Raw genomic sequence first — 24,403 nt, forward strand, 5'->3', positions numbered from 1 at the left:
GCGCGCGGTGGCGGCAGCGAGGCCTCAGACCAGGCGCTTCTTCGGCGAGGTCGAGTACGTCGCCTCGGCGTCGCGGTTCACCGTGTCACCCAGTGCCGTGTCGATCGCGGCCATGGTGTCGGCGTCGAGCTTCACGCCCGAGGCCTTGACCGTCTCGGCGAGCTGCTCGGGACGGGATGCTCCGACCAGCGCCGCGGCGACGTTCGGGTTCTGCAGCACCCACGCGATCGCGAGCTGCGGCATCGACAGGCCCGCCTCGTCGGCGATCGGCTTGAGGCGCTGCACGGCGGTGAGGATGTCATCCTGCAGGAAGCTCTTGATGAAGTCCGCGCCGCTGTGCGGGTCGGTCGCGCGCGAGCCCTCGGGCACCGGCTGGCCGGGGAGGTACTTGCCGCTGAGCACGCCCTGCGCCATCGGCGACCAGACGATCTGCGAGATGCCGAGCTCCTCGGATGCCGGCACGACCTTGCCCTCGATCACGCGCCACAGCATCGAGTACTGGGGCTGGTTCGAGATGAGCTGGATGCCGAGCTGCTTCGCGAGCGCATGTCCTTCGCGCAGCTGCTCCGCCGTCCACTCCGAGACGCCGATGTAGAGCGCCTTGCCCTGGCGGACGATGTCGGCGAAGGCCTGGAACGTCTCCTCGAGCGGGGTCTCGTAGTCGAAGCGGTGCGCCTGGTACAGGTCGACGTAGTCGGTGCCGAGACGGGAGAGCGAGCCGTTGATCGACTCGAGGATGTGCTTGCGGCTCAGGCCGGTGTCGTTGGGACCCTTGGCGCCGGTCGGGAAGTAGACCTTCGTGAAGATCTCGAGGCCTTCGCGACGCTGACCGGCGAGGGCCTTGCCGAGCACGACCTCTGCGGCGGTGTTGGCGTAGGTGTCGGCGGTGTCGAACGTGGTGATGCCCGCGTCGAGTGCTGCGTGGACCGTCTTGACGGCGGCGTCGTCGCCGACCTGCGAGGCGTGGGTGACCCAGTTGCCGTACGTGATCTCCGAGACCTTGAGACCGCTGTTACCGAGATAGCGATAGTTGACCATGCTCCAACGCTAGTCGGTGCCACGGACACCCAGGCCGGAATCCGTGACCGGTCTCAGGCGTCGGCGAGGGCGGGGTCCGATCGACGCGCGGCCACGACGGCGCCCGCGACCCACGCGGTCTGTCGACGTCTACTCATGCCGACACCCTAGGCACGCTCACTGAGAGGTCACGACACGCCGCGCCCCGCGCTTCCGGCACGGCGCGTCTTGACCCCTCAGGAGATGGAGTCCCGGTACTCGCGCCACGCGGCGCCGAGCCGCCGGATGCCCGCGGTGAGCACGTCGTCCGGAGCCGTGAACGGAATGCGGATGTGGTCGTCGGGCGACACGGATGCCGCGAACGCCGCACTCCCCGCGATCGAGACGCCGTGCGTCGCCGCGACCCGCACGAGCGCCGCCGATGAGCCGACCGGCAGGGCGACCCACAGCGACAGCCCGCCGCGCGGAGCGTCGTAGCGCCAGTCGGGAAGGTGCTCGGACATCAGCTGCTCGAGCAGCCGCAGCCGCTCCTGGTGGACCCGGCTGTTCTCGCGCCGCAGCTCGTCGGCGTGCGCGATGAGGTCGAGGGCGATCAGCTGGCCCGGCACGCTCGTGGACTGGTCGGCGAGCTGCCGGGCGGCGCGCAGACGCCGCACGAGCACGGGGTCGGCGCGCAGCCATCCGATCCGCAGTCCCGCCCACGCCCACTTCGACACGGACTCCACCACGATCACCGGAGCATCCGCCCGTTCGGCGGCGAGAGTGGGCGGCACCACACCGTCGAAGGAGATGCCCGCGACCACCCGATCCTCGATCACCGGCACCCCGTATCGTGCGGCGAGCGTGGCGAGACGGTGCCGCGCGGCAGCGGGCAGGCGTGTGCCGGTGGGGTTCTGATGGTGCGGGTTGACCGCGATGAGCACGGGGCGCAGACGCGCGATGGCGACTTCGAGCGCCTCGACGTCCATGCCGTCCTCCCCCATCGGGATGCCGTGCACGGTGCCGCCGCGCAACCCGACCGAGTCAGTGACACCGGGCCAGGTGACCTCCTCGGCGAGCACGACATCCCCCGGGCCGACCAGCGCGTTGACCACGAGGCTGATCGCCTGCTGCGCGCCGTGGGTCACCAGGATCTGCTCCGGCGTGGTCGGGGTGCCCTCGGCGCGGTACATGTCGGCGATCAGCTCCCGCAGCACGGGGAGCCCGGCCGGGTCGGTCTCGGGCAGCAGCGCCAGGTCGAGGCGGGGCTGATGGTCGCGGATCAGCTGCACCGCGAGTGCGGGGATCTGCGGCACCGTGCGCAGCAGGTCGATCGCGTTGGGCAGGGCCGAGAACAGCGCCTCGCCTCGGCCGGGGCGCTGCGCGGACGATGCGGGTGCCGCGGTGCCGGCGATGCGGGTGCCGCTCCCCTGGCGCCGTTCGACCAATCCGTTCTCGGCGAGGTCGGTGTAGGCGGCGACCACGGTGCCGCGCGAGACCGAGCTCGCCGCGGCGAGTGCCCGTTCGGCGGGCAGGCGGTCTCCCGGGCGCAGCTCGCCTCCGGCGATGAGATCGGCGATCCCGCGCGACAGCCTCGCCGCGAGCGTGCCGTCGCCGTGCGTCCAGCGTCCGAGGCGCGCCGACAGCCCTTCCGAGGACACCTCACCCGACCGCACAAGCGTGGGCGGTGCGTTCGTGGCCGATCCATGGTCCACTGGCGCAACATTGGCCCTGTCATCGGTGGTCATGAGAACCGATTCTGGACCAATGGACACCATCATCGCCACCAAGCCGTCACATCTTGGACCAATCGACCCCGATTGGACCATTGCCGAGCTCGTCGAATGGCTCAGCGATGACGTCCGTCAGCACGACCGCGCCCTGCAGCATCCACTGACCCGCATCGAGGCCGCCGTCACCGGGTCGCGTTGGGGAGGCACCCCGTCGACGACCGCGTTGATCCGATCGCTCGTGGACGCGGTCCGCGCCGACCCCGCGCTTCGCGCGGTCCGGATCCGCAATCTCGACCGGCAGGAACCTCAGGAGACGTCGGCACTGCCCGAGCGGATCCCTCAGCTCGCCTGACCCGCCCGCTACTCCGGTGAGGGGTCAAGACACGCCGCGCGTCGAGCATCCGCTGCGGCATGTCTTGACCCCTCACGCGCCGAGATACGCCTCGGATCAGACCGTGGGCTGGACCAGCTGCTCCTGCTCCTCGAGCGTCTGCGCCTGTGCTCGCTTCTCCGCACGCTCGCGCTCCTGCGCCTCGCGGCGTTCCGCACGCGTCTGCGGTTCGCCGGAGCCGGCATCCGCCTGCATCTCCTGCGACTGATCTGTCACGATCTTCGCGCGGTCGCGGAAGCCCTCGGCGGTGACCTTGTCGAGCGCGACCTGCTTGCGGATCGCTGCGGCCTTCTCATACAGGCTCGGGTCTCCGTAGCTCGTGAGCACCTTCACCAGCACGGGCAGCAGCTCGATCATGAAGAACAGCGCCGCGATCAGGATGTGCGCCCACAGGATCGTCGGCTCCTTCTCGCTCAGCCGGTTCAGTCCGCTGATCTGACTGAGCAGTCCGATCGCTCCGGCGTTGCCCTGCGCCACGGCATCCGCTCTGGCGTTGTACGCGGCGAGCGCCTGGTCGTAGGTGTCGCGCGCGGCCGGCAACTGCGCCTTCGCCTGCTCGCGGTTCTGCGACTCCGAAGAGGTGGTGTTCTCCTTGGCAGCGGTGCCGGCCGCGGCCAGCTCCTCGTTGGCGGTACGCAGCTGAGCGGCCAGAGCGTCGTAGGTCTGCTGCGCTTCGGCCAGCTGGGCCTTCGCGGCGTCAGAGCTCGCGCCCTCGCCGTTCACCCCGGTGCAGCCGGGGACGGTCCCTGCACCTTCTCCGGTGAGCTCGCACTGGTAGAGCGTGCGGGCCTGGTCGATGACCGCCTGCTGCGCTGTCATCTTCGCGGTGACGTCGTCGACCGTGGCCTGCGCGGCCGACTCGGTCGCCGACGACGAGTCGGTGCCGGCGACGATGCCGGTCGCCGCCTGGTTCTCCAGCTCGGCGACGCGCGCGGTCGCGGCATCCAGCGCGATCTTCTCGGGGCCGCTCTCGAGCGCCTCCTGGTCGGACTGCGACTGCGTGATGTTGGTCGAGGCGACCTCGCGCGCGATGTCGTTGTGGAAGATCTGCAGCACCAGCGGCTCGGCGACCACGAAGCCGATGATCGCGGCCATGATCACTCGAGGGATGGCGAGGCCGATGAGACGCCACACGTTCCTGGTCGAGCTCATGGTCGAGGTCAGGAAGCGGTCGAGGTTGAAGATGATCAGCGCCCACACGAGCGCGAGCGGCACGGCCAGCCAGACGGCGGCCTGCACCCCGGTGGTGAGGGCGAACAGCATCGAGATCGCCGAGACCAGTGCGGTGCCGGCGAGCACGAAGAACATCTGCACGAAGCGCGGCGTCTCGCCGGGCACGCGGTCGAGGATCTCGCCCTCCGCGCCACCGAGGATCGCCAGTGTCCTGGCGCGGGATCCGGGAGTGCGGGGCTTCCGTACGCGGCGGGCGCGCGGCTGACGCTCCGTGGGCCCCTGAGCCTGTCGAAGGGCATCCTCCGGCGCGGACCCGTCGGCCGGGGTCACGTCGGAAGGCTCGGAGACGGGAGTCTCGGCGGCCTGATCGTCGGCGCCGGTGGGCTCGAACTCACGCAGGAAGTCGAGGTCATCCGTGTCGGCGTTCGGGTCGCTGTCGAGGATGATCCGACCCTGCGAGTCGAAGCGACCCGGTCGGTGGGCGGAATAGGGCATCAGACCAATGTAGGGAGGCATCCCTGTGCATCCGTTGGAAGAGTCCTGCGAACCATTCACAGGAATGGGTCGTTCCCTTCGGCGCCCGGGCGGCTCAGCCCAGCAGACGATCCACGGTCGAGGCGTGCGCCGCGAGGGCGTCGTCGAGCGTGAAGTGGCCGGCGGCGGCCAGCGTGCCCAGCCCGTGGATCAGCCCCCAGAGCGAGACGACGTCGCCGGGGCGGTCGAGCCCTGCGGCGATGGCTCCCTCGGCGAGAGCCGCCTCGAGTCCGTCGATCAGCGGCGCCATGGTCGCGGTCGGCGATCCGGGAACGCACACGGTCGGGTCGTAGACGGCGTCGAAGGCGTGCGGATGCTCGACGGCGAAGCGGATGTAGGCGGAGCCCCCCTCGATCAGCAGCTCCCTGGGCGTCTCGGCCTCGGATGCCGCGGCGCGCACCTGCGCCAGGAGATCGGCCATGCTGCGCTCCGCGATCGCCTTGAGCAGACCCAGTCGATCGGCGAAGTGGTGGTACGGCGCATTGTGGCTCACATTCGCAGCTCTGGCGACTTCGCGCAGGCTGATGTCGGCCGCCGGCATCCGCTCCAACAGCTGCATCGCGGCATCCTCCAGCGCCCTGGCGAGGTCGCCGTGGTGGTAGCCGTCCTTCGAACTTGACATGCGCAACATCATCTCCTATCTTGACAGTGTCCACCTACTTGACAGTGTCCAGATTGGAACCTCGCATGACCGCTCTCGTGATCGACGGCCACCCCGACTCCCGCTCCCTGACCGCCTCGCTCGCCCAGCGCTATGCCGAGGGGCACGGCGATGCCCGCGTGCTCGCGCTCCGGGATCTCGACTTCGATCCGCACCTGCGATTCGGCTACCGCGAGCGGATGACGCTCGAGCCTGACCTCGTCGACGCCAAGCGCGCGCTCAGCGAGGCCGACACGATCGTGGTCGCGACACCGCTGTGGTGGGGATCGGTGCCCGCGGTGCTGAAGGGCTTCTTCGACCGCGCTCTGCTCCCCCAGCAGGAGTACCGCTACACGAAGCTCGGCCTGCCGGTCGGGTTGCTGCCCGCCCGGCGCGGACGCCTGCTCCTGCTCGCCGACACCCCGTGGTTCGCCGCGCCCTTCACCGGCCTGCCCGCACAGACTCACGTCGCCCGCAACACCATGCGTCTGTGCGGCATCCGCTCCGTGCGCACGCATCGGATGCTGGGCGTCAAGGATGCCGCCGAGCCCACCGTCGCCCGCTGGCTCGACCGCGCCGAACGGCTCGGTGCTGTCGACGCCCGCTGAGGCCCTCTCGCCCCTCTCGCCTCTCAGACCCCGATATGCGCGGCCAGCTCGCGGTCGAAGGTCTGCGGCTCGTCGAGGTGCGGGGCGTGCCCGGCCTCGGGGAGCGCGACTTCGCGGTAGGCGCCACCGGCCGCGGCGTAGCGGTCCAGCACGGCGCGCGTCTGCGTGATCATGGGCTGCGGGGGCGCGATGTCGGCGCCGGGCCATCCGGGGATCACGCCGAGCAACCCCAGCTGGTTGAGGTCGAAGAACGACGCATCCGACACGATCGCGTCCTTCTCCCCGCGCACCCAGAGGATCGGAGGCTTCACGGCGAGATCGACGATGCCCGAGAGGTCGAGGTGCTGCGGGGCCATGGTGTTGAGCACCCCTCGCGTGCCGGCAGCGAAGCCGGGCCAGTTCTCCGAGGCCACGCCGTCGCCCGGGTAGTTGTCGACACCGGTCTTCGTGGTGAGCATCGACGCCACCCAGGCATCTTCGTTCGCGGCCTGCCGCTCGGGCTGTGCGACGTAGGCGGTGCGGTACACGGTACGCGGCGAGGTCTGCTCCTCGGCTGTGGCGTCTCCACTCGCGAGCCGCGCCACGAAGTCCGGGTTTGCGCCGCCACCCCCCGTGCCGGCGCCGTCGCCGTCGTTGCGCACACCGTCCGCGCCGTGTGTGCCGCCGAAGCCGTAGGGCGAGACCGGCGATTCGAGCGTGAGCGACAACACCCGCTCGGGGGCATCGAGCGCGACCTGCAGCACCACGCCGCCACCCATGCTCCAGCCCACGAGATGCACCGCGTCGAGGCCGAGAGCGTCGAGCACGGCCCGCACGTCGTCGGCGAAGTCGCGCAGTCCGCGCGTGGCATCGACCGGCTTCGTCTCGCTGTCACCGAACCCGCGCAGATCGATCGCGAGCGCCCGCACCCCGGCAGGAAGGGCCAGCATGGTCGGCTGGTAGAAGTGCGACGACGAGACGTTGCCGTGCACGAACACCACGGTCGCGGTCGGCGCCTCCGGGTCGGCCGCCGGACGCTCCAGCACATTCGCGGTGTACCGGGCGGTCTGGATGCGGTGGGCATCGATGCCATCGAACAGGGCAGCGGTCATGTCGACTCCTTCGTCGGGATCTCGGGTGAGGATGCAGAAGATGCCGCCGCGGCGACACGGGAGGCCCCCCGTTCGGCGAACAGGATCGTGTAGTGGTTCACGTCGTCGACCTCGACGATCGCCAACTGGGGTACCAGCACGCGGAAGGCCTCGAGAGCGCCGGCGCCGTACAGCGGCTCGGTGTCGGTCAGCCCGCGAGGGGCGCGCAGCACGGTCACCGGCATCCGCAGCGAGCGCAGCGCAGCGATGTACCAGTCGGGGCCGTAGAGCTCGGCGCCGTCCTGAAGCATCGCGCTCGCCACGGTGGAGGGCCGGCGGTGCGGCGGCTCGCCGTCGAGGTCATAGCGCGCGTAGGCCTCGACCGCGGGTGACCAGTCGCGGAGGAACGCCGGATGCTGCCGCCAGAAGTCGAGGTACGCGTCGTCATCGGCGAACACCATCGACAGACGCTGCGCCGCAGGGCCGAGCAGCGCTCCGATGTCGAGGTCTTCGGCGCTCGCGGCGTCCGCGGGAAGCGCGAGAGGGAATCCGCCGTCGACCAGCACCAGGCGGGCGACGAGGTCAGGGCGAGCTGCGGCGAGGGCGACCGCGACGAAGGCCCCCATCGAATGCCCGAGCACGGCGCGCGCACCCCCACCGTCGGCGTCGAGCACCGCAGCGAGGTCGGTCGCGTGCTGTCGCAGCCCGTAGGGGCCGGGGAGCAGGTTGCTGCGGCCGCGACCGCGCAGATCCGGCGCGAGCAGGCGGCGCTCCGGCAGGTGCGCGGCGACCGTCTGCCACGACCGTCCGTTCGCCGTGATGCCGTGGATTGCGAGCAGCGCCGGTCCGGCATCCGCAGGTCCGAAGGCCGACACCGCCAGCGTGCTCATCGCGCGCTCCATCCGCCGTCCATCGCGTACGAGGCACCGGTGACCGACGCCGCGGTGTCGCCGCAGAGCCAGAGCGCGAGGTCGGCCACCTCGGAGGGTTCGAGCAGTCGCTTGATCGCGGACTCGACGAGCATGACCTTCTCGACCACCTCGGACTCGGGGATGCCATGCACGCGTGCCTGGTCGGCGATCTGCTTCTCGACCAGCGGCGTGCGCACGTAGCCCGGGTTCAGGCAGTTGCTGGTGACGCCGTGCGCCGCCCCCTCGAGAGCCGTGACCTTCGAGAGACCCTCCAGTGCGTGCTTGGCGGTGACGTAGGCGGACTTGAACTCGCTCGCGCGGATGCCGTGCACCGAGCTGATGTTGACGATGCGCCCCCAGCCGCGGACGTACATGCCCGGCAGGACTGCCCTGGTCAGCAGGAACGGCGCAGTGACCATGATGTCGAGCATCCGTCGGAAGATCAGCGGATCGAAGTCGACGATCGGCGCCACGGTCTGGATGCCGGCGTTGTTCACCAGGATGTCGGCATCGAACGTGCCGGCGGCGAGGGCATCGAGATCGCCGAGGTCGACCACGAGGGCTTCCCCGCCGATCGATGCGGCCACGCGCGCGGCGCCGTCGGCATCGCGGTCCGCGACCAGCACATGCGCCCCCGCCTCCGCGAGCGTGGCGGCACACGCGGCACCGATCCCACTGGCCGCTCCCGTGACGAGAGCGGTCCTGCCCTTCAGATCCGTGCCGCGTGCCGTCCCCTGCGGCGTCATCGTCTGTGCTTCTGCGCCGCTGCCATGACTGGAGAGTAGTTCACCTTCCGGCACAGCCACCAGGGCGCACGATATGCAAAACTGCAGATGTGATGGCGCATTTCCCCGCACCGCCTCTGAGCGCGGATGACCTGCTCGTACTGCTCGCGGTCGCGCGCACCGGCCGCTTCACGACCGCCGGCCAGCAGCTGGGGCTCAACCACACCACGATCGCCCGACGCATCGCCGCGCTCGAGGCGCAGCTGGGCGGCCGGGTGCTCTCGCGGGAGGACGGCGGATGGGAGCTGACACCGCTCGGCACCCGTGCCCTGACCGCGGCGGAGAGCGTGGAGCGCGCGCTCGGCGGCCTCGACGCCCGCGACGACGAGCGCGTGGAAGGCCTCATCCGCCTGTCGGCCACCGACGGCTTCAGCGGCTTCGTCGCGGCGCCTGCGATGGCGGCACTGCAGGAGCGGCATCCCGATGTGCGACTCGAGATCGTCACCGGCACCCGGCAGGCGTCACAGCAGCGCGCCGGAGCAGACCTCGAGGTCGTGGTGGGTCGCCCGCAGGTGCGCCGCGCCCGCGCCGTCCATCTCGGCGACTACGCGCTGGGGCTCTATGCGAGCCGCGACTACCTGCGTCGGCATCCGACGCCGCAGACGCTCGACGACCTCGCCGGCAAGCCGCTCGTGTACTTCATCGAATCGATGCTGCACGTCGACTCGCTCGACGACGCGCGTCGAGCCGTGCCGGGGATGACGGATGCCGTCGCCAGCACCAACGTCTACGTGCACGTGGATGCGACCCGCGGCGGCGCCGGGTTCGGTCTGCTGCCGGCGTTCCTCGCCGATCCGCACGACGACCTCGTGCGGCTGCTGCCGCATCTCGTCTCACAGCGCCTGCCGTACTGGCTGGTCGCGCGTCCTGAGGCGCTGCGTCAGCCCGCGGTCGCCGCGTTCCTGGAAGCTCTGCAGCTACGGCTTCAGGAAGTGCGCCCGCAGCTCCTCGGCGAGCACTGAGCCGGGAGTTCCGGACTCAGGCCATCGCTGCGGACGCGGCCTCGTCCTCAGTCGTCGCGACGAGCTGCCCGCAGGCTCCGTCGATCTCCTTGCCGCGGGTGTCGCGCAGGGTCGTCGGGATGCCGGCGTCGTTGAGCCGGCGCACGAACTCGTTCTGCGCCTCGCGCGTCGACGAGGTCCAGATGGACCCGGGGGTCGGGTTCAGCGGGATCGGGTTCACGTGCACCCAGCCGCGACCGCGCTCGTTGAGCTTCTCGGCGAGCAGATCCGCACGCCACGCGTGATCGTTCATGTCCTTGATCAGCGCGTACTCGATCGAGACGCGGCGGCCGGTCTTCTCGTAGTAGTACCGGGCGGCGTCGAGCGCCTCGTCGACCTTCCAACGCGAGTTGACCGGGATGAGCTCATCGCGAAGGTGGTCGTCGGGTGCGTGCAGCGACAGGGCGAAGGTGACGGGGATGCCCTCATCCGCGAGCTTCTTGATCGCCGGCACCAGGCCGACGGTCGACACCGTGATGCCGCGGGCGCTCATGCCCAGGCCGTCGGGCTGCGGGGCGACCATGCTGCGCACCGCGTCCATGACCCGCTTGTAGTTGGCGAGCGGCTCACCCATGCCCATGAAGACGATGTTGGAGACGCGCTCCATGCTGTGATCGTCGGACTTCTTGCCGCCCAGGCCGCCCTCGGCGATCAGGCGGTTCGCGCGCACGATCTGCTCGACGATCTCGGCCGTCGACATGTTGCGGGTCAGTCCGGCCTGGCCGGTGGCGCAGAACGGGCAGTTCATGCCGCAGCCGGCCTGGCTCGACACGCACAGCGTGATGCGGCCGGGGTAGCGCATGAGCACGGACTCGACCAGCGCACCGTCGTGCAGGCGCCACAGGAACTTGATGGTGTCGCCACGGTCGGTCTCGAGGCGCCGCACCTCGGTGAGCAGCGGCGGCAGCATCCCGGCGACGAGCTGCTCCCGCGTGTCGGCCGGGAGGTCGGTCATCTGCTCGGGGTCGGACGTGTAGTGGCGGAAGTAGTGGGTCGACAGCTGCTTGGCACGGAAGCCGGGCAGCCCGAGCTCCTTGACCTTCTCGACGCGCTGGGCGGGCGTGAGGTCGGCCAGGTGCACCGGCGGCTTGCCGCGCTTGGGGCTGGCGAACTGCAGGAGCGGACGGCCTTCGGCATCCTTCTGCTGGGTCCATCCCTCCGTCTTCGGGCGCACCTGCGGCGTGGCGGGACCCGTGGAACGGATGCGAGTGGGCTCAGTCATACCCTCCAGGGTACGGGGTCCCGGATGAGAGAGGCCTGGGGCGGCGGGAGTCGCCTCCGTAGACTGCCCCTCATGGACATCGTCTGGGTCGTCGGGATCGTCATCGCACTGATCGTGGTCGTGATCATCCTGAACGCGGCGTTCAAGGGCATGCGGCCCAAGGCGCCGGAGGCTCAGGTGTACACGCCCACCGCCGCGACGCCGCGCTCCGCCCCCGCCACCTCTGCGATGTCGACCGTCTCCGGGCTGACTCCCGCGGTGATCGCCGAGATCGATCGACTGGTGGCTGCGGGCCAGAAGATCAACGCCATCAAGGTGCTGCGCGAACACAGCGGCCTCAGCTTGAAGGACGCGAAGGACCGTATCGACCACTGGTCGGCCAGCACCACCGCACCCCACCTCGCGGCCGTCTCGAACGCCGGCGCCGCGTACTCGTCGATCACGCCAGCGTCGGCCACTCCCTCATCCGTGCGGGCGGCGCTTCCGGCATCCGTGGTGGCGGACATCGACCGGCTCGTCGCCGGCAACCAGCAGATCGCCGCGATCAAGCTGGTGCGCGAACACACCGGACTTGGCCTGAAGGAGTCGAAGAACGTGATCGACGCCTGGGGCCCGCACCACATCCGCTGAACACCGGCGCCAGAGCACAGCGATACACCCGACCTCCCCCGATGGTCGGCGTCTCTCGCGCGCGCCGCAATGACCGAAATAGCCGAAACTCCCGTATTGCTGGACAAACGTTTGCTATATGAGATAGCAAAGACCTAGCAATGCGCGGGTATTTCGGACTAAACCGTCTTCTCCGCGATCCGCAACGTCACGCGACTCATGTCGAGAGGACCGATTCCATGCGATTCCGAGCGTTTCTAGCACTGGCGGTAGGCGCTTCACTTCTGGCGGCAAGTATCCCCACGGCTGCCGCTGCCGATGACCCCGTCATCCCCCTCATCGTCGACGGGGATGTCACCGCCGTCATCGTCGTCCCGAACGATCCGGGAGACCGCGTCGACGCGGCCGCCGAATCACTCGCCGCACTGCTCGCCGAGGCATCCGGTGGCGCTGCCCCCGAGATCATCCCGGTGTCGGCGCTGGGCGGACCCACGCCGCCGGACCCGGCCCTGACACTGCTGATGGTGGGGATCCATCCCCACACCCAGCCCGTCATGGATGCCGAGTACGCGGGCCTGTCCGACGACGGCTGGGTCGTGCACGCTCACGCGCCAGGACCCGCCTCCCCCGGCGTCATCGAACTGGTCGCCCCGACCGAGGACGGCGTCTGGGCGGCGACCATGGCGTTCCTCGAACGCGAGGTGGGCGTCGCCTGGCTGATGCCCTGGGCCTTCGGCGACCACGTGCCCGCGGTGTCCGATCTCGAGGTCCCCGCCGTGAATCTCCGCTTCGAGCCCGCGTTCAGCAAGGGCGAGCTCTATTCGATCCCGGAGAACCCGTGGATCGAGCGGATGGCGATGCAGCGGTCCTCCGACCCCGGCGACCGGTTCAGCCACAACATGTACCGCATCTTCACCCCCGGCCTCTACGCCGACGCGCACCCCGAGTACTACCCCGTGGTGAACGGAGAGCGTCGCATCCCCGGGCGCAACGGCGTGCCAGGTCACTACCGGTGGAACCCGCGGTTCACCGCAGAGACGAAACAGGTCGTCGTCGACTACATCGTCGACTACTTCACCACCAACCCGGACGCCGAGTGGTTCTCCCTCGGCGTGAACGACGAGAACGGATTCGATGACGAGTACACGCTGAACGCCCCGGTCAACTCGATCGGCGTACCCAGCGTGTCCGATCCGTACTTCACCTGGGTCAACGACATCGTCGAGACGGTCACCGCGAACGGCACCCTCTACCAGGACAAGAAGTTCGGTGTGGTGGCGTACAGCGCGCTCCAGGACGCCCCCTCGTTCGACCTGAACCCGCAGGTCGTGCCGTTCCTGACGAAGGACGTCGGCATCTGGCTCGACACGGCGATCCGCGACAGCGACCGTGACTGGATCGCGGACTGGAAGGATGTCGCCCCCGAGATCGGCATCTACGACTACACCTACGGTACGTACTACGCCATCCCGCGCTACTACCCGCACCTGATGCAGGAGTCGTACGAGTACCTCGAGTCGATCGGGGTGAAGTCGTACTTCGCGGAGTGGCAGCCAGGGTGGGGGGAGGGACCGAAGGCCTACATCCAGGCGAAGCTGAGCCGCGACCCGTCGCTCGACGTCGATCAGCTGCTCGAATCATGGGCGACTCTCGCCGTGGGGCCCGCCGCCGCCGTCCCGCTCATCGAGTACTACGAGCACTGGGAGGACTTCTGGACCGCCCGGGTCACCGACACCGAGTGGTGGGAGGCATCGAAACGCGGAATCTACCTGAACATCCACACCTCCTCGTACCTCGATGCCGTGACGCAGGCCGACATCGATCTGACCGAGTCACTGATGGCGCAGGTCGAGACCCTCGCCGTGACCGCCGACCAGCAGTCGAGGGCCGATGTGCTCGCGCGCAACGCGGAGATCTACGTCGCGTCCATGGCGAGCTACCCGAAGTCCACCGTCACGGTCGACTCAGAGCAGGAGGCCCTGGATTGGCTCGATGACCAAGGAGGGGTGGCGACCGCGATCGAGAAGGCGGCGCTGCGCAACCAGCTCCTCGACACCGAGCTCGCCCGCACGGACTCGGCACTGTACGGCGACCCGCGCCTGTTCGGCTCGGGGAACAACTGGAACGGTGTGAACACGCATCTCCAGGCCCGCTTCGTCGAATACCTCGCGTCGTCGGAAGCCACCGGTGGACCGGTGACCGAACGCCTGCGCGATCTCGCCACCGCTCCGGCGGACACGCTGCTGCGCGCCTTCGCCCGAGAGATCCTGGTGCGCAGCGTGCCATCGGAGAACACACTGGAGGATCCGTCGTTCGAGGCACAGAGCGGCACCCTCACCGGCACCGGAACCTGGTACACGCAGACCAACGCCGCCGGTGGCGACTTCGCCTCCTCGGAGGATGTCGCCCGCACCGGCACGAAGAGTCTGAAGGCGACGGGCGTGGCGTTCAGCGCGGTCTCGCAGGTCGTGCCCGTCACGGCAGGAGAAGCGACCGCGATCGCCCACTACCGCACGCCTGCCGGCACGAACTCGACGGCGACGCTGTGGTTCAAGGTCGGGCTGCTCGGCGCGAACGGCGCGACGCTCGCGCTCAACCACGCATACACAGACTCGCTGAACGCGTCGGCGGGGACCGGAACGTGGAAGGAGTCGCGGCTGCAGTTCGCGATCCCGGCAGAAGTCGGCGGCGTGCCGGTGACCGACATCCTCTTGCAGATGGAGGTGTACCAGCAGTCCGACGGAGTGCCGATCTACCTCGATGACTTCGGCTTCTCGCAGTCGCTCCCGCTCGACACCTCGGAGTTCGATGCGGTGAATTCCACCTACCAGAGGATCCTCACGACGTCGCAGGCCGACCGCTATACAGCCGCCTCGCTCGGCGCGGCGCAGGATGCCTACGACGCCGTCGTCGCCGCGATCCGCGCCTATGGTGTGACGACGCAGGCCGAGTTCGATCTGCTCGTCGACGACGCGAAGGTGGCGTTCGCGGCACTCGAGCTGCGCCCCGCGACGATCGAGAACAGCCAATGGCTGTCGGACATCCCGTTCGACACGGCGAGATCCTGGTCTCCTTCGCCCGGTTCACAGGAGGGCATCCGGCTCGATCTGAACGCGGCGGGAGCGTCCTATCGCATCGCCACGGACACCGGCTCCGCTGTCGCCGAGAAGTCGGTCGGCGTCACCGCCCCGTCAGAGGTGTTCTACGACGTGAGCGCGCTCGACATCGACACCTTCGACGCCACACCGGCGATCGACACGGGAGCGGACCTTCCGCGCCTGTTCGCGACACCGGTGACCCTGCCGGCCGGCGGCCAGCGGTTCGCCGTCGACCAGACCGACTTCGTCACGGCTCACGGCGAGGACGGAATCGCGAGCTTCCTGCTCAGCACCGCGGAGAGCGGATCGGTGTATCTGGGCGACGCGAATCTGCCCCCGATCTACAGCCCGCACCTGCGGATCATCATGGAGGACGACACGATCCATGATGTCTTGGCGACCGAGACCGTCGACGTGCGGGATTGGATGCCGGACACGAACCTCAACGCCACCGATCCCGGTCAGATGCAGCAGCTCGCAGGTGCCGGCAACGGGAACGCCAAGAGCTATCTGAACTTCGCCATCCCGACGGGGATCGACCTCGAGGACGTGCGGAAGGTAGAGCTCGACATGTGGCTGGCAGCCTCGATCGGAGTGACCACCCTCACCGTGTCGGGGCTCACCGTCGACGACTGGGACGCGAACACCATCACGTACAACACGCAGCCGACCGCCTACACGGATGCCGATATCGCGGCGTTCGCACCGGTGGAGTTCGCGATCTACGGCGACGGCGTGCTGCTGGCGACGGCAGCCGCCGAGTACGGCGAGATCCCCACCGACCTCTCCATCCCGCTCGACGACATCGATGAGCTGCGCCTGGTCACGAACACGAACGACAGCCCCCTGGCGGCGCATGCGGTCTGGGCCGATGCGAAGGTGTACGACTTCGTCCCGACGGAGACCACACCGCCCGCCACCGAGCCACCTGCGACGGAGCCGCCGACGACCGAGCAGCCGTCGACCCCCGGGGCGGCCTGGGCGCAGGTGGATGTGGGCGAGGGCCGGGTCGAGGCCGGCGGCTCGCTGTCGGTGACCATGAGCGGCCTCGAACCGGGTCAGCAGATCGGAGCGGTGCTCCACAGCGACCCGCTGACGGTGACGGGGATCCCCGCCGCCGATGCGCAGGGCGCGGTGACGTTCTCGGTGAGGATCCCCGCGGACTTCGCTCTGGGCGCACACACACTGGAGCTCACGGCGGATGGTGAGGATCCGATCATCCTCGACATCACTGTGGTTGCAGCCGGCAGTCTTGCGGTCACGGGCGGGCAGGTGCCGCTCCTGCTGCTGATCGTCACTCTCGGGCTCCTGACCACCGGCGCCCTGCTCACTGCAAGGCGCCGTCGCGCGAGGCTGTCCTGATCTCTCCGGTCGCCGACTCACACCCGAATGGAGGCGGCGGCCGGCAGGTCGCCTGACCGCAACTTGTAACTACAGGTTGCGGTCAGGGAGAATGGACATGCCAGCCCGATGAAGGAGTTCCATGTCTGATCGTCTCGACCGCGCCCGCACCACCGGCATTCTCGCGGTGCTGCGCGCCCCCTCCCCCGAGCTCGCGCTCGAGGCATCCGAGGCGATCATCCGCGGCGGCGTCACCGGCATCGAGGTCACATTCTCGACCCCCGACGCCCCCGCCGTGATCCGCGAGCTCATCGCTCGGCACGGTGACGCGGCCTACATCGGAGCGGGCACCGTGACGACGCCGGAGCAGGCCGCTCTCGCCGCCGACGCGGGCGCCGAGTTCCTGGTGAGCCCCGGAACGCTTCCCGCGCTCACCCGGTCGATGCTCGACACCGGCCGCGTCGTGATGACCGGAGCGATGACCCCCACCGAGGTCATGGGCGCGCTCGAGCTCGGCGTCGACGTCGTGAAGATCTTCCCGGCCTCCCTCGGCGGCCCCTCGTACCTCGGCGCGCTGCGCGGTCCGTTCCCTGACGCTCCCCTCATGCCGACCGGCGGCGTGAGCCCCGACAACCTCGCCGCCTGGTTCGCGGCGGGCGCTGTCGCCGTGGGGGCGGGCGGAGACCTGGCGAACGGCGCATCGATCGCCGCGGCCGACTGGGCCGACATCGAGCAGCGCGCGGCCCGCTTCACCTCCGCTCTCACCGCCGCGCGCGGCTGACCGATGATCCTGCAGCGGTGATCGCGCTCGAGCCGTGGGCCTGGGCGGCGCTCGCCCTCGCCGCGGTGACGATCGGCATCTCCAAGACCGCACTGCCCGGTGGCAGCATCCTCGCCATCGCGCTGTTCGCGACCGTGCTGCCGGCGCGCACCTCCACGGCCGCGATGCTGCTCCTGCTGATCGTCGGCGACGTGTTCGCGCTCATCACCTACCGACGCCATGCGCACTGGCCGACCCTGCTGCGCCTGGCGCCTGCGGTCGTCGCGGGACTGCTCGCGGGATTCGCGTTCCTGGCGCTCGCGGGCGACGGCATCGTGCGCCGCGCGATCGGTGTGATCCTGCTGCTGATGATCGCGGTCACGCTGTGGCGGCGGTGGCGGCAGAATCGTGTCGAGGCCACGGCTCCCGCGCCGGGTGGCCTCGTGCTCTCCGGGGTCTACGGCACGCTCGGCGGATTCACGACGATGGTCGCGAACGCCGGCGGGCCGGTCATGTCGATGTACTTCCTCGCCACCCGCACTCCGGTGCAGGTGTTCCTGGGCACCTCGGCCTGGTTCTTCGCGATCATCAACCTGATCAAGGTGCCGTTCCTGGCGGGCCTCGGTCTCTTCGAGGGACACGTACTGCTGATGGATGCCGCGCTGGCCCCGCTCGTCGTCATCGGCGCACTCGCCGGCATCCGCCTGGCCCGGCGCATGGATCAGCGCCTGTTCGACCGCATCGTGATCGCCCTGACCATCGCGGGCGCGCTGTATCTGCTGTTCTGAGGGATCACGCCTTCACACTCGACGTGCGCCGCCCCCTCAGTCCAGGAAGATATCGGGGAACAGGGCACTGTCGGGCGTGCCGGGGATCGCGGCGTAGCCCGAGAAGTCGGTGACCCCGTCCGCCTCGAGCACGTCTTCCACGATCAGCGTCTGCCCGGTGTACTCGCGCGCCGGCTTGAGCAGCACCGCGTACGCGGCATCCGCGTAGATGTCCGGCGTGCGACTCGCGGCCATGACTTTGTCTCCGCCGAGCAGGTTCTGCACGGCGGCGGTCGCGATCGTGGTGCGTGGCCACAGGGTGTTCGCCGCGATGCCGTCGCGCGCGAACTCCGCCGCGAGGCCGAGCGTGGCCAGCGTCATGCCGAACTTCGCGAGCGTGTAACCGGTGTGTGCACCGAGCCACTTCGGGCTGGGGTTGAGCGGCGGCGAGAGCGACAGGATGTGCGGGTTCTCGGCATCCTTGAGGATCGGAACCGCGGCGCGCGAGAGCATGAACGTCCCGCGCACGTTGACGTCCTGCATCAGGTCGTACTTCTTCGCACCCAGGTCGAGCGAGCGCGACAGGTCGATCACGCTGGCGTTGTTGATGACGATGTCGATGCCGCCGAACTCGCCCTGCGTCTTCATGACCGCTTCGGTGATGTCGTCGTCATCACGCACGTCGCCCACGATCGGCAGCGCCTGCCCTCCGGCGGCGCGGATCTGCTCCGCCGCGGTGTGGATCGTACCTTCGAGCTTCGGATGCGGGGTGTCGGTCTTCGCGAGCATGGCGATGTTCGCGCCGTCGGCCGCAGCACGCAGCGCGATCGCGAGGCCGATGCCGCGGCTTCCGCCCGACATCAGGATGGTCTTGCCTGCCAGAGTCATGGTTCTCCTTGCGTGCGGGGGATGACGGTTTACTTCGGCGCCATGCGGATGGCGCCGTCGAGACGGATCGTCTCGCCGTTGAGGTAGCCGTTCTCGACGATGTGCTGCACGAGCGCGGCGTACTCGTCGGGGCGACCGAGGCGTGACGGGTGCGGCACCTGCTGCCCGAGCGAGTCCTGCGCTGCCTGAGGCAGGCCCATCAGCATCGGGGTCTCCATGATCCCGGGGGCGATCGTGCAGACGCGGATGCCGTAGCGGGCGAGTTCGCGCGCTACCGGGATGGTCATGGCGTGGACGGCCCCCTTGGAGGCCGCGTAGGCGGGCTGGCCGATCTGTCCGTCGAAGGCCGCGACACTCGCGGTGTTCACGATCACGCCACGGTCGCCGTCGAGGGGCTCCTGCTGCGCGATCACGGCGGACGCCTGAGACAGCACGTTGAACGTGCCCACCAGGTTGATGCGCACCACGCGCTCGAAATCGGCGAGCACCGCGGGGTTGCCTTCGCGGTCGAGCACCTTCGCGGGTGGCGCGATGCCGGCGCAGTTCACGACGATGCGCAGCGGGGCGGCGGCCTGCGCGGTGGCGACGGCGGCCTGCACCTCGTCGACGCTGGTGACGTCGGCGGGCACGAACGCGCCTCCGAGCTCATCAGCGATCGCTGCGCCCTGCGAGGAGGGGAGGTCGACGATCGTGACATGTCCTCCGGCCGCGACGATCCGCCGGGCGGTGGCGAGCCCGAGTCCCGAGGCTCCGCCGGTGATGAGCGCACCCTGGCCGCTGATCTGCATCGTGTTCTCCCTCGAACGTCGTCGGCTGCTCTGTCCGAGGATAGTCGCGCGACGCAGTCTCAGCCAACGTGAGCCTGAGTGGCAGTTGTCCGTTCGGGCCCGGTTCCGAATGTGCACGGGTACGGAGACGGATGGACGACACCCCGGGAGGGATCGGGATGTCACGGCGCGGCGACCCCGGCATCCGAAGTCATGCACGCCTGAGGAGACGAACGGCCCGAGAGGAGCGGGATGCCAGGATGGTCCGATCAGCTCCGCCCCGCGTCAGCTCCAGACGAAGCGGAAGGTGCCCGCCACGACCGCGGCGGTGAGCGCGAGCGCCATGATCGCGATGCCTCCGAGCAGGGCGACGGCGTCACGCGGATGCAGTCGCGAGGGACGCGACCACGTGCGCGGGATGCCGGAGCCGAAGCCGCGGGCCTCCATCGCCAGCGCCAGCTTCGACCCTCGGCGCACCGCGAACACCAGCAGCACGAACGCCATCGAGAAGAACCGTCGCAGCACACCGCGGTCGCCCACGCCGCGCGCCCGGCGAGCCAGGCTCATGGTGCGCCAGTCGTCGAGGAACAGCCCGAGCATCCGGGTGCCGGCGAGGATGCCGAGCACGAAGCGACTCGGCAGTTTCGCGACCTGGGCGAGGGCGTCCGCGAGCTGGGTGGGGTCCGTGCCGCCGAACAGCAGGATCGTGGGCAGCCCGAGCGCGATCACGCGCAGGCTGACCGCGATCGCCAGCGTGATCGAATCGTCGCTGATCGTCGCGAACCCGAATGTGAAGTAGATGTGCCCGGCGGGTTCCGCGTACAGCAGCATGCTCACACCGGCGATCGGCGCGAAGATCACGATCGGCAGCAGCCGCTTCAGCACCGTGCGCAGCCGCAGACCGGTCAGGGGGAGACAGAGCAGCTGCAGTCCGATCGCGGCCAGAGCGCTCGTGACGTCGATCGACGCGAACAGCGGCACCGACAGCAGCACGGCGAGCACCAGCTTCGTCACCGGATTCACGCCGTCGAGCCATACGGTCCGCACGGTCTCGGTCGTGGTCATGAGGCCACCGCCAGCTCGATGCGGTGCCCGCCGAGGTGCCGGATCACGGCGTCATCGTGCGTCACCGCGATGATCGATCGGCCACGTGCGATCTCCTCCTGCAGCAGGGCCACGAGCGAGATCCACCCGCGTCGGTCCTGTCCGAAGGTCGGCTCGTCGAGCACGATCACCTCCGGCGCCCCCGCGAGCACTGTCGCCACGGACAGACGCCGTTTCTGACCGCCGGAGAGCGTGAACGGGTTGGCGAGGGCGAGCGGGGCGAGCCCCAATCGCTCCAGCAGCTCGTCGACGACGGCGTCGGTGCGGGCCTGATCCCAGCCGAGAGCGCGCGGACCGACCGCGAGTTCGTCCCGCAGCGTCTGCGCGAGGAACTGATGCTCCGGTTCCTGGAACACCATGCCGATACGGGTGAGCAGTTCGCGCGACGTCCAGCGGATCGGGCGCACTCCGCGACGCCCCGCGAGTTCGGGGGCGGCGCGCACCTCCCCCGCCTGCTCGGGGATGAGACCGGCGAGGGTCAGTGCCAGCGTGGACTTGCCCGCGCCGTTCGGGCCGGTGATGACGGTCGCATTGGCACGCGGCACGCGCAGATCGAGCCCCGACTGGACCACCACGCGCGGCTCCCGCGCGACCGCGAGACCGGATGCCGTGAGCACATCGGATGCCGCCACCCTCTCGAGCACGGGAAGGTCGATGCCCCGGTCGGGCACCCAGACCCCCGCATCCGCGAGCGCAGCGCCGTGCTCGGCGAACACCCGCTCAGGAGCGCCATCCGCGAGCAGCCCGCCATCCGCGGCGAGCACGATGACGCGCGTCATCAGGTCGACCCAGATGGGGGTCCGATGCTCCACCACGACCAGCGTCGCTCGGCTCGCGGTGACGGCGCGCTCCACACTCGCTCGGACCTCGCGCACGCCCTCGGGGTCGAGGTTCGCGGTCGGTTCGTCGAGCAGCAGGAGACCGGGGCGCATCGCCAGCACGCCGGCGAGCACCAGCCGCTGCTTCTGTCCGCCCGACAGCGCCTTGGTCGGTCGCTGCAGCGGCACGTCGAGCCCGACCGCCTCCAGCGCCTCCGCGACGCGGGCAGGGATGTCGGATGCCGGGACGCCGAGGTTCTCGCATCCGAACGCCACATCGTCGCCGACCTGGGAGAGCACGATCCCGGCATCCGGATCCTGCAGTACCAGACCCACCTGTCCGCGTCGGGACTCGGGGGCGGCACCGTCTACGCGGAGCGAACCGGTGCGCTCGCCTTCGTCGTCGTCGCCGAGCACCCCGGCGAGACCCGCGAGCAGCGTCGACTTGCCCGCACCGGAGGCGCCGAGCAGCAGCACCCGCTCACCCGGCTCGATCGTGAAAGTCACGTCGGCGACCGCCGGGCGCTTCCGTCCGGCGTACCGCCAGCCCCAGCCCGCAGCCTGCACGCGGGCCGGGGCGGCGAAGGTCACGCTCAGACCTCGCGCGCGTGCTCTCGCCCGGCGGCGAAGCGGTTGAGAGCGCCGGTGACCGCGAGGGCGCGCACGAGCAGCCAGCCGACGACACCGGCAAGGATCGCACCGGACACGACGACGCTGACCAGGTAGATCGTGTTGAACTCGACCGACTTCAGGATGTTCGGCGAGCTGCCGTAGAACAGCTCGAACACCCAGGCCGCGACCGCGGCGCCGACACCCGCCAGAGCGGCGACCGCGATGCCGAAACGACGGTAGAAGAACAGCGCGAAGATGATCTCCGCGCCCAGTCCCTGCACGAGCCCCGAGAGGATGGTCGAGATCCCCCACACGTTGCCGATCAGCATCGACACGATCGCCGCGACGAGTTCGACGACCAGCGCGGCGCCGGGCTTGCGGATCACGAGCCCACCGACGACTCCGCCGAGGAGCCAGATGCCGACGGCGATGCCGCCGAGGCCGGGGGTCAGGGCGTCGGCCGCGCCGAACCAGGCGTAGCCGATCGTGTTCCAGCCCCAGAACACGAGGCCGATCGCGACACCGAGAACAGCGGCGACGACGATGTCGACGACGCGCCAGCGCCAGACCGGGGCACGATGAAGATCCTTCGAAGCGGCGGATGCCTGCTGCGCGGATGCGGACGTGGACGTACTCATCTGAACTCCTCCCTGCGCTGGCATGACCCAGATCAGGTTCGACGGTCGAAGCGCGATTCGCTCCCTCTCAGCCCGGCTCGCCGGACTCCCGTGGTTGTGTTCCCGATCTTACCCAGTCGCGGCGCCGCCGTGTCTCCGGGTTGCATGAACGCGAATCGGTCGATGAATTCGGTAGCTTAGGCAAGTGACCGCTTCTGACCCTGCCGAGGCCACCGCCGCAGCTGCCCCCGGCGACGCCACCACCGGCGACGCTTCCCCGGCGGTTGCACCCGAGGCCCCGGATGCCGCGCCCGAGGCCCCGGCGGTCACGCCCGAGGCCCCGAATGCTGCGGCGCCGGAAGCTGTGGAAGCTGTGGAAGGCGACGACGAGGCGGTGATCCCGCCGGAGCCCCTCGCGGACGAGTTCCCCGCCGCCGACGGCGCGGAGGCCACCGACATCCTCACTCCCGCCGCTGCGCAGTGGGCCGACGATGAGGCGCATGCCACGGCCCTGACGTGGGTGGATGCCGCGACCGTCGCCGGTACCTCTCCGGCTCCGACCTTCGATCAGACGACCGATGTCGAGCCTGGTGTCGCACTGATGCGCGGAGCGAAGCTCCGTCCGGCGATCGCGCGCCCCGGACTGCTGGTGCCGCTCGGCGTTCTGGCCGGTCTCCTCGCGACGTACGTCGGGGGTGCTCTGCTGTGGCCGCTGCACGAGGTCGCCCCGACCGTGGAATCCGTGGAGTTCACCACCGTGCCCGCGCCGGCCGCGACCGTGACCTGGCCGGCACAGGGCAGCGCGGCCGTCGGAATCGACGGCATGACGACGTCGGCGTCGATCCCCGACGCCGTGAGCATCGCCAGCATCACCAAGGTCGTCAGCAGCCTGATGGTGCTCGACCGCATGCCGCTGGCTCTCGGCGAGCAGGGCCCCGAGTTCTCCTTCACCTACCGCGACAGCCTCGACTACTGGTCGTACCGGCGGTCCGACCAGTCCGCGCTCGACGTTCCGGTCGGCGGAGTGCTGACCGAATACCAGCTCCTCCAGGGGACTCTGCTGGGGTCGGCGAACAACTACATCGATCGTCTCGCATCGGAGATCTGGGGGTCTGATCGGGCTTTCGCCGAAGCGGCGTCGATCTGGTTGCGCGATCGCGGCCTGTCCGGCATCACCATCGTCACGCCGTCCGGGTTCGACGAGCGCAACGTCTCCACACCGGAATCTCTCGTCGCGCTGGGCGAGTACGCGATGAAGAATCCGGTCTTCGCCCAGATCGTCGGCACGAAGTCGGTGGATCTTCCCGGAGCCGGCACTGTCGAGAACACGAACGGGATGCTCGCCGACCCCGGCGTGGTCGGGATCAAGACCGGCACTTTGGTCGGCTGGAACCTGCTGACCGCCAAGGACGTGACCGTCGGCGACACGACAGTGCACCTGTTCGCCGCCGTGCTCAACCAGGACGACGATGAGCAGCGCCTCGCCGCGACGCGGAGCCTGTTCGCCGAGGCCGAGGCCGCCCTGCAGGCCCAGCCGCCCGTCGTCCCCGAGGGCACGGTCATCGGGGAGGTCCGCACAGTGTGGGGCGAGAAGATCGATGTGATCGCTGATGCCGACGCCGACGTCATCCTCTGGAACGGAGCCGTCGCCCAGGCGACCCCTGACTTCACGCTGAGCTCGGAGCGGGATGCCGGGCAGCAGATCGGAACCCTCACCACGGCCGGACCACTCAACACGGCCACGACGTCCCTGGTTCTCGCCGATGACATCGAGGGTCCGAGTCCCTGGTGGCGACTGACCCACCCGCTCGAGCTGCTCGGACTCGACGCCCCTCAGGATTAGCCCGCGCACACGCCACGGATTCTCCTCTGCGCGGTGAGAATCTGCACAGCAAAGGGCCCCGCCCCGGATGTTCCGGGGCGGGGCCCTGCGTCTGGACATGCGCGGTCTGGCGGTT

The 24,403-nt window shown here is 69.5% G+C and carries 21 protein-coding genes and 1 riboswitch; of the genes, 8 read left to right on the forward strand and 13 right to left on the reverse strand.

The window, feature by feature from the left end; translation table 11 throughout:
- Positions 1–24 precede the first annotated feature (24 nt).
- Both MRBLWO12_RS13460 and MRBLWO12_RS13465 read right to left on the reverse strand, forming a co-directional pair.
- The gene (locus MRBLWO12_RS13460) at positions 25–1,038 is read right to left on the reverse strand and encodes an aldo/keto reductase family protein (RefSeq protein WP_363556260.1); all 1,014 of its coding nucleotides are present in this window, start codon (positions 1,036–1,038) and stop codon (positions 25–27) included.
- 215 nt (positions 1,039–1,253) lie between these two features.
- Positions 1,254–2,744, reverse strand: coding sequence for a PLP-dependent aminotransferase family protein (locus MRBLWO12_RS13465; RefSeq protein WP_363556262.1), 1,491 nt, complete (start codon positions 2,742–2,744; stop codon positions 1,254–1,256).
- A gap of 19 nt (positions 2,745–2,763) precedes the next feature.
- Between MRBLWO12_RS13465 and MRBLWO12_RS13470 the strand changes: the two genes are divergently transcribed.
- Positions 2,764–3,081 (forward strand): hypothetical protein, encoded by a 318-nt coding sequence (locus MRBLWO12_RS13470; RefSeq protein WP_363556264.1) that lies wholly within the window; start codon positions 2,764–2,766, stop codon positions 3,079–3,081.
- 96 nt (positions 3,082–3,177) lie between these two features.
- Here the strand turns inward: MRBLWO12_RS13470 and MRBLWO12_RS13475 are convergent, their stop codons facing one another.
- Both MRBLWO12_RS13475 and MRBLWO12_RS13480 read right to left on the reverse strand, forming a co-directional pair.
- Complete coding sequence (locus tag MRBLWO12_RS13475) at positions 3,178–4,788, reverse strand: DUF4407 domain-containing protein (RefSeq protein ID WP_363556266.1); 1,611 nt, start codon at positions 4,786–4,788, stop codon at positions 3,178–3,180.
- A 94-nt stretch (positions 4,789–4,882) separates the two neighbouring features.
- Positions 4,883–5,449 (reverse strand): TetR/AcrR family transcriptional regulator, encoded by a 567-nt coding sequence (locus MRBLWO12_RS13480; RefSeq protein ID WP_363556268.1) that lies wholly within the window; start codon positions 5,447–5,449, stop codon positions 4,883–4,885.
- 65 nt (positions 5,450–5,514) lie between these two features.
- Here MRBLWO12_RS13480 and MRBLWO12_RS13485 point away from each other — a divergent pair, with 65 nt between their 5' ends.
- Positions 5,515–6,075 carry an NAD(P)H-dependent oxidoreductase gene (locus MRBLWO12_RS13485; RefSeq protein ID WP_363556270.1) on the forward strand — a complete coding sequence of 187 codons (561 nt, stop codon included), beginning with the start codon at positions 5,515–5,517 and terminating at the stop codon, positions 6,073–6,075.
- Positions 6,076–6,098: 23 nt separating this feature from the next.
- Here MRBLWO12_RS13485 and MRBLWO12_RS13490 read toward each other — a convergent pair whose 3' ends face one another.
- From MRBLWO12_RS13490 to MRBLWO12_RS13500, 3 genes are read right to left on the reverse strand one after another with little or no spacing between them, the layout of a single operon-like run.
- Positions 6,099–7,166, reverse strand: coding sequence for an alpha/beta fold hydrolase (locus MRBLWO12_RS13490; protein WP_363556272.1), 1,068 nt, complete (start codon positions 7,164–7,166; stop codon positions 6,099–6,101).
- Positions 7,163–8,035, reverse strand: coding sequence for an alpha/beta fold hydrolase (locus MRBLWO12_RS13495; protein ID WP_363556274.1), 873 nt, complete (start codon positions 8,033–8,035; stop codon positions 7,163–7,165). Before MRBLWO12_RS13495 ends, MRBLWO12_RS13490 begins: the two co-directional genes overlap by 4 nt.
- On the reverse strand, positions 8,032–8,802 hold the full coding sequence (locus MRBLWO12_RS13500) for a 3-hydroxybutyrate dehydrogenase (RefSeq protein ID WP_363556276.1): 771 nt from the start codon (positions 8,800–8,802) through the stop codon (positions 8,032–8,034). Before MRBLWO12_RS13500 ends, MRBLWO12_RS13495 begins: the two co-directional genes overlap by 4 nt.
- Positions 8,803–8,894: 92 nt before the next feature.
- On the opposite strand from MRBLWO12_RS13500, the gene MRBLWO12_RS13505 reads away from it, so the two are divergent.
- Positions 8,895–9,803, forward strand: coding sequence for a LysR family transcriptional regulator (locus tag MRBLWO12_RS13505; RefSeq protein ID WP_363556278.1), 909 nt, complete (start codon positions 8,895–8,897; stop codon positions 9,801–9,803).
- Between the two features lie 16 nt (positions 9,804–9,819).
- Here the strand turns inward: MRBLWO12_RS13505 and rlmN are convergent, their stop codons facing one another.
- Positions 9,820–11,064 carry a 23S rRNA (adenine(2503)-C(2))-methyltransferase RlmN gene (gene rlmN, locus MRBLWO12_RS13510; protein ID WP_363556280.1) on the reverse strand — a complete coding sequence of 415 codons (1,245 nt, stop codon included), beginning with the start codon at positions 11,062–11,064 and terminating at the stop codon, positions 9,820–9,822.
- 72 nt (positions 11,065–11,136) lie between these two features.
- Between rlmN and MRBLWO12_RS13515 the strand changes: the two genes are divergently transcribed.
- The 4 genes from MRBLWO12_RS13515 to MRBLWO12_RS13530 all read left to right on the forward strand — a co-directional run bounded on the left by MRBLWO12_RS13515 (position 11,137) and on the right by MRBLWO12_RS13530 (position 17,660).
- Positions 11,137–11,694, forward strand: coding sequence for a ribosomal protein L7/L12 (locus MRBLWO12_RS13515; protein WP_363556282.1), 558 nt, complete (start codon positions 11,137–11,139; stop codon positions 11,692–11,694).
- Positions 11,695–11,912: 218 nt separating this feature from the next.
- Positions 11,913–16,133 carry a DUF4838 domain-containing protein gene (locus MRBLWO12_RS13520; protein ID WP_363556284.1) on the forward strand — a complete coding sequence of 1,407 codons (4,221 nt, stop codon included), beginning with the start codon at positions 11,913–11,915 and terminating at the stop codon, positions 16,131–16,133.
- Between the two features lie 121 nt (positions 16,134–16,254).
- Positions 16,255–16,893 carry a bifunctional 4-hydroxy-2-oxoglutarate aldolase/2-dehydro-3-deoxy-phosphogluconate aldolase gene (locus MRBLWO12_RS13525; protein WP_363556286.1) on the forward strand — a complete coding sequence of 213 codons (639 nt, stop codon included), beginning with the start codon at positions 16,255–16,257 and terminating at the stop codon, positions 16,891–16,893.
- A gap of 17 nt (positions 16,894–16,910) precedes the next feature.
- A complete protein-coding gene (locus MRBLWO12_RS13530; protein WP_363556288.1) occupies positions 16,911–17,660 on the forward strand; it encodes a sulfite exporter TauE/SafE family protein in 750 nt (249 codons plus the stop codon).
- Between the two features lie 36 nt (positions 17,661–17,696).
- Here the strand turns inward: MRBLWO12_RS13530 and MRBLWO12_RS13535 are convergent, their stop codons facing one another.
- From MRBLWO12_RS13535 to MRBLWO12_RS13555, 5 genes are all read right to left on the reverse strand, one after another.
- The gene (locus MRBLWO12_RS13535) at positions 17,697–18,527 is read right to left on the reverse strand and encodes an SDR family oxidoreductase (RefSeq protein ID WP_363556290.1); all 831 of its coding nucleotides are present in this window, start codon (positions 18,525–18,527) and stop codon (positions 17,697–17,699) included.
- Positions 18,528–18,556: 29 nt separating this feature from the next.
- Positions 18,557–19,315, reverse strand: coding sequence for an SDR family NAD(P)-dependent oxidoreductase (locus MRBLWO12_RS13540; protein ID WP_363556292.1), 759 nt, complete (start codon positions 19,313–19,315; stop codon positions 18,557–18,559).
- 264 nt (positions 19,316–19,579) lie between these two features.
- Positions 19,580–20,359, reverse strand: a complete 780-nt coding sequence (locus MRBLWO12_RS13545; protein WP_363556294.1) for an energy-coupling factor transporter transmembrane component T family protein — start codon at positions 20,357–20,359, stop codon at positions 19,580–19,582.
- Positions 20,356–21,807: an ABC transporter ATP-binding protein gene (locus tag MRBLWO12_RS13550; RefSeq protein WP_363556296.1), complete on the reverse strand. Its 1,452-nt coding sequence runs from the start codon at positions 21,805–21,807 to the stop codon at positions 20,356–20,358. Before MRBLWO12_RS13550 ends, MRBLWO12_RS13545 begins: the two co-directional genes overlap by 4 nt.
- Before the next feature lie 2 nt (positions 21,808–21,809).
- Entirely contained in the window at positions 21,810–22,466 is a 657-nt protein-coding gene (locus MRBLWO12_RS13555; protein WP_363556298.1) for an ECF transporter S component, read from the reverse strand.
- A riboswitch (TPP riboswitch) is annotated at positions 22,457–22,568 on the reverse strand. It overlaps the preceding gene by 10 nt.
- A gap of 82 nt (positions 22,569–22,650) precedes the next feature.
- Here MRBLWO12_RS13555 and MRBLWO12_RS13560 point away from each other — a divergent pair.
- Positions 22,651–24,288, forward strand: coding sequence for a D-alanyl-D-alanine carboxypeptidase family protein (locus MRBLWO12_RS13560; RefSeq protein ID WP_363556300.1), 1,638 nt, complete (start codon positions 22,651–22,653; stop codon positions 24,286–24,288).
- Positions 24,289–24,403 lie beyond the last annotated feature (115 nt).

Source organism: Microbacterium sp. LWO12-1.2 (assembly GCF_040675875.1).
Lineage (GTDB): Bacteria > Actinomycetota > Actinomycetes > Actinomycetales > Microbacteriaceae > Microbacterium.

Excerpts from the sequence above, each read along its gene's own strand:
- MRBLWO12_RS13460 (WP_363556260.1), bottom strand. The coding sequence starts at position 1,038 with ATGGTCAACTATCGCTATCTCGGTAACAGCGGTCTCAAGGTCTCGGAG.
- MRBLWO12_RS13465 (WP_363556262.1), bottom strand. The coding sequence starts at position 2,744 with ATGACCACCGATGACAGGGCCAATGTTGCGCCAGTGGACCATGGATCG.
- MRBLWO12_RS13470 (WP_363556264.1), top strand. The coding sequence starts at position 2,764 with ATGGACACCATCATCGCCACCAAGCCGTCACATCTTGGACCAATCGAC.
- MRBLWO12_RS13475 (WP_363556266.1), bottom strand. The coding sequence starts at position 4,788 with ATGCCCTATTCCGCCCACCGACCGGGTCGCTTCGACTCGCAGGGTCGG.
- MRBLWO12_RS13480 (WP_363556268.1), bottom strand. The coding sequence starts at position 5,449 with ATGTCAAGTTCGAAGGACGGCTACCACCACGGCGACCTCGCCAGGGCG.
- MRBLWO12_RS13485 (WP_363556270.1), top strand. The coding sequence starts at position 5,515 with ATGACCGCTCTCGTGATCGACGGCCACCCCGACTCCCGCTCCCTGACC.
- MRBLWO12_RS13490 (WP_363556272.1), bottom strand. The coding sequence starts at position 7,166 with ATGACCGCTGCCCTGTTCGATGGCATCGATGCCCACCGCATCCAGACC.
- MRBLWO12_RS13495 (WP_363556274.1), bottom strand. The coding sequence starts at position 8,035 with ATGAGCACGCTGGCGGTGTCGGCCTTCGGACCTGCGGATGCCGGACCG.
- MRBLWO12_RS13500 (WP_363556276.1), bottom strand. The coding sequence starts at position 8,802 with ATGACGCCGCAGGGGACGGCACGCGGCACGGATCTGAAGGGCAGGACC.
- MRBLWO12_RS13505 (WP_363556278.1), top strand. The coding sequence starts at position 8,895 with ATGGCGCATTTCCCCGCACCGCCTCTGAGCGCGGATGACCTGCTCGTA.
- rlmN (WP_363556280.1), bottom strand. The coding sequence starts at position 11,064 with ATGACTGAGCCCACTCGCATCCGTTCCACGGGTCCCGCCACGCCGCAG.
- MRBLWO12_RS13515 (WP_363556282.1), top strand. The coding sequence starts at position 11,137 with ATGGACATCGTCTGGGTCGTCGGGATCGTCATCGCACTGATCGTGGTC.
- MRBLWO12_RS13520 (WP_363556284.1), top strand. The coding sequence starts at position 11,913 with ATGCGATTCCGAGCGTTTCTAGCACTGGCGGTAGGCGCTTCACTTCTG.
- MRBLWO12_RS13525 (WP_363556286.1), top strand. The coding sequence starts at position 16,255 with ATGTCTGATCGTCTCGACCGCGCCCGCACCACCGGCATTCTCGCGGTG.
- MRBLWO12_RS13535 (WP_363556290.1), bottom strand. The coding sequence starts at position 18,527 with ATGACTCTGGCAGGCAAGACCATCCTGATGTCGGGCGGAAGCCGCGGC.
- MRBLWO12_RS13540 (WP_363556292.1), bottom strand. The coding sequence starts at position 19,315 with ATGCAGATCAGCGGCCAGGGTGCGCTCATCACCGGCGGAGCCTCGGGA.
- MRBLWO12_RS13545 (WP_363556294.1), bottom strand. The coding sequence starts at position 20,359 with ATGACCACGACCGAGACCGTGCGGACCGTATGGCTCGACGGCGTGAAT.
- MRBLWO12_RS13555 (WP_363556298.1), bottom strand. The coding sequence starts at position 22,466 with ATGAGTACGTCCACGTCCGCATCCGCGCAGCAGGCATCCGCCGCTTCG.